The sequence below is a fragment of the Actinomadura logoneensis genome, from assembly GCF_003428695.1.
Taxonomy (GTDB): domain Bacteria; phylum Actinomycetota; class Actinomycetes; order Streptosporangiales; family Streptosporangiaceae; genus Spirillospora; species Spirillospora logoneensis.
The window spans coordinates 1-4020 of record NZ_QURH01000779.1; the positions used below are offsets into that span (position 1 = coordinate 1).

The following is a 4020-nucleotide window of genomic DNA, read 5'->3' on the forward strand; positions in this document are numbered from 1 at the left end:
GTCCGGGCCTCGGGCAGGGGCGGCGGCGGCCGGTGCCACCGCGGCGCCGCCGCGGCGCCGGCGACGTGCTCACCGGCGTCGGCGCGCTGCTGGCGCTCGCGGCGCTGCTCATCGGCGTCCCGTACGCGCTGCTGACGCTGTTCGGCTCCCCGGTCCCGGACCACGTCCCCGCGATGTCCGACCTGACGCAGCGGATCGGGCCGTCCGCGCTGCTCGCCATCCTGGTGGCGCTGGTGTGGCTCGCCTGGCTGCAGCTCGCGCTCTGCGTCGTGGTCGAGGTGTACGCGGGCATCCGCGGCGTCGGCGTGCCCGCGCGCGTCCCGCTCGCCGGGGGGACGCAGTCGCTCGTCCACCGGCTGGTCGTCGCGGCGCTGCTGCTGTTCACCGCGACCAGCGCGATCGTGCCCGCGTTCAGCGGCCGGGAGCTGTCGGTCCGGCCGCCGACCGCGACGACGCAGACCGAGCAGTACCACCGGCTGCCGGTGACGGCCGTTCCGGACCGCCCGGCCGCGCCCGCCGCCTCCGCGCCGGACCGCGCGGAGGCCGAGACGCTCGGCGCGCACCCGGTGGACAAGACCGCCACGACCAAGATCTACCGGGTGAACCCGCCGGAGGGACGGCACCACGAGAGCCTCTGGGAGATCGCCGAGAAGTGCCTCGGCGAGGGCCGCCGCTACAACGAGATCTTCGAGCTGAACAAGGGGCACGTCCAGCCGGACGGCAGCCGCCTGCACATCGCGAGCCTGATCCGTCCGGGTTGGATCCTGCAGATGCCCGCGGACGCCAAGGGCGCGCAGGTCATCCCTGCGCACCAGTTGCACGACTACTTCCGGCACGGACACCCCGTCCCGCACGAGAAGCCGAAGCCGGAGACGCCCAAGCCGCCGGCGAAGAACGCGCCGACGCCGCCCGCGAGCCACCCCACGCCGCCCGCGAGCCACCCCACGCCGCCCGCGAGCCATCCGACACCGCCGCCCGTCCACCAGTCGCCGCCTCCGGCTCACCAGACGCCGCCTCCGGCTCACCAGTCGCCCCCTCCTGCTCACCAGTCGCCGCCCGCCACTCATCCGGCGCCGAGCCAGCCCGCGCCCGCTCCGGGCAGTCATGCGCCGACGCATCCCGCGCCCGCGCCGAGCCAGTCCGCTCCGGCACCCGCGCCCGCGCCACGTCAGCCCGCGCCCGCGCCCAGCCAGTCGGTTCCGGCGCCTGCGCCCAGTCAGTCGGCGCCCGCGCCCAGCAGGTCGGCCCACGTGCCGGTGCCGCCGCCCGCGCACCAGCAGACGCCCCCCGACACGCCCGGGAAGTCGTCGCCCAGCGGCGGCGGGCCGGGGAGCGGGCACACCACGCCGTCCCCGACGGGCCATGACGGCGCGTCCGGGACGAGCGAGCCGGACCAGAAGCACGAGACCGGCGCGCCGGTCGGACGGAACGTCTCCTGGCCGCAGGGCCTCGCCGCCGCGTCGCTGCTCGCCGCCGGACTCCTCAGCGCGCTCGGACGCCGCCGCCGGACGCAGATGTGGCACCGCGCGTTCGGGCAGATGATCGTCCGGCCGCGGGGCGAGGCCGCCGCCGCCGAGCAGGCGCTGCGCGTCGGCGCGGACGACCACGGGGCGCGGCTCCTCGACGTCGGCCTGCGGATGCTGTCCCGGGCGCTCGCCGCCGAGGGACGCGCCCTGCCGACCGTCTACGCCGTCCACCTCGGCTCCGAGAGCATGGACCTGTGGATCGCGCCCGCCGATCCGGAGCCGCCCGCGCCGTGGCGCGCCTACGACGGCGGCCAGGTGTGGCGGCTGCGCGCCGCGGACGTCTCGGAGGACGGCCTCGCCGACGTCCTCGCGCCCTACCCCGGCCTGGTGTCGCTCGGCACGAACGAGACCGGGCGCATCCTGGTCGACCTCGAAGCCGCGCACGGCCTGATCGCGATCCGCGGCGACGACGCCAACCGCCGCGCCGCGCTCGCCGCGCTCGCCCTGGAACTGGCCACCAACCGCTGGTCCGACCACATGCGGATCACCCTGGTCGGGTTCGGCCAGGAGCTCGGCGAGGGTCTGGCAGAGGTCGCGCCGGACCGGGTCCGCGCGGTCCCGACGCTGGTCGAGGCGCTGCCCGAGCTGGAGGCGCGCAGCGAGGAGGTCCGGCAGGCGCTCGCCGCGTCCGGGGTCGACTCGGTGCTCACCGGACGGGCGCGCGGCGTGTTCGGCGAGGCGTGGATGCCGCACTACCTGATCATGTCGGACGCGCCCACCGAGCAGGAGGCGGACCGCCTCGTCGCGCTCGCCCGCACCGGCACCCGGATGGCCGCCGGGTACCTCGTCGCCGGGGACGTCCAGGGCGCCACCTGGACCTGGGACGTGGACGAGGCCGGACGCCTGCACGCCGGCGTCCTCGGGTTCGAGGTGGACGCGCAGCTCGTCCCGGAGGAGCAGTACCGGGGCGTGTTCGAGCTGTTCCGCACGGCCTCGGACCTGAAGGCCGTGCCGCTGCCCGAGCCGTCCGCCGAGAGCACCGCCGAGCCGCCGCGCGAGGGGCGCTCGTCGGTGGACATCCGGCTGCTCGGCCGGATCGAGGTGGACGCGCCCGGACCGATGGACGACGCGCGCCGCGACCTGTGCACCGAGGTCCTCGTCTACCTTGCGACGCATCCGAACGGCGTGCACCCGACCGTGCTCGGCGGCGCCGTGTGGCCGCGCGGGGTGAGCCAGGCCGTCCGGGACGCGTGCGTCGCGCGCGTCGCCGACTGGGTCGGACGCGACGCGCGCGGCCGTCCGAACCTCTACCACGACGAGCGCGGGCGCATCCGGCTCGGCTCGGAGGTCCGGGTCGACTGGTCGGTGTTCCGCTGGCTGATCTGGCGGTCGGCGGCCGAGCCGTCGTCCGAGGCCGCGTACATGTCGTACGCGCTCGACCTCGTCCGCGGCCCGCTGCTGGCGGACCGTCCGCGCGGCCGGTACGGCTGGCTCGCCACCGAGCCTCTGGAGTACGAGGCCGGGGCCCGCGTCGTGGACGTCGCGCACCGGCTGACCGTCCTGCGGCTCGACTCGGGCGACGTGCGCGGCGCGGTGGAGGCGTCCCGCGCCGGGCTGCGCTTCGCGCCCCGCGAGGAGGCCCTGTGGCGGGACCTGCTCCGCGCGACGCGGGCGTCCGGCGACGACGAGGCCGTCCGGGCGGTCGCGGACGAACTGCGCTCGTTCGCCGGATACGACCCGCTCCAGCCCGAGACCGAGGCGCTGATCGAGGACCTCGTCCCCCAGTACCGCCGCGTCCCGTCCCACTGACCCGCGCCGGGGGGCCGGGTCGTCGCCACCGCCGCGACCGTCGTCGGGCTGGCGGGGCGGTCGCGGCGGCGACGCAGATCGGCATCGACGTCTGGGTGGGATCGACGGCCGCCGACGGCGACGAGATGGCGCACGGCGGAGGCTGATCTCCGAGTTCACCTCCGGGGCGGTGGTCCGCGCGCCGTCGGACGAGCGGCTGGCCGTGCTGACGGCGCGCGAACGCGAGACGCTGCGGTCGCTCGGCCGCGGCCTGTCGAACCCGGAGATCGCGGCGGTCCTCGTGGTCAGCGAGCACACGGTGAAGACGCACGTCAGCAACGTGCTGGGCAAGCTCGGCCTGCGCGACGAGTGCGGGTCAGTCGGACGTGCCGATGCCGATGCCGAACTCGCGGTACACGCGCTCCCAGAAGCCGTCCCGCAGCCAGGTGCGGGCCTCCTGGTAGGGGCGCAGCGAGCCGCCGAGCTCCTTCTCCGCCTCGATCAGCAGCTCCTTGTCGATGACCGGCGGCAGGATCGGGCCGGGCAGCAGGTCGCGGATGTTGTCCCGGCCCCGCTCGAAGATCCACTTCTGGGCGACGTGCTCGCCGATCTCCAGCATGTGCGCGCGGTCCGGGCCGAGCTTGCCCTCCGACAGGGACGCGGCGGCGGCGTTCAGGGCGGCGGCGACCGTGGCCGGGGTCGGCGCCGGGGGAGCGGCGTGGTTGGCCCGCCCGGCGACCCGCGCGGCGGCCGGGGCGGTCTCACC

General features: G+C 76.4%; 1 protein-coding gene and 2 pseudogenes. 2 read left to right on the plus strand and 1 reads right to left on the minus strand.

The genetic code is table 11. The features are described 5' to 3' along the window. Positions 1-3275: BTAD domain-containing putative transcriptional regulator (locus DZF91_RS27240; protein ID WP_328589220.1), on the plus strand; the 3275-nt coding region annotated here is incomplete at its 5' end. Positions 3276-3477: 202 nt separating this feature from the next. After that, positions 3478-3618, plus strand: a pseudogene (locus DZF91_RS27245) (response regulator transcription factor); the annotation flags it as partial. A gap of 12 nt (positions 3619-3630) precedes the next feature. Here the strand turns inward: DZF91_RS27245 and DZF91_RS27250 are convergent. Further along, a pseudogene (locus DZF91_RS27250) lies at positions 3631-4020 on the minus strand (NYN domain-containing protein); the annotation flags it as partial.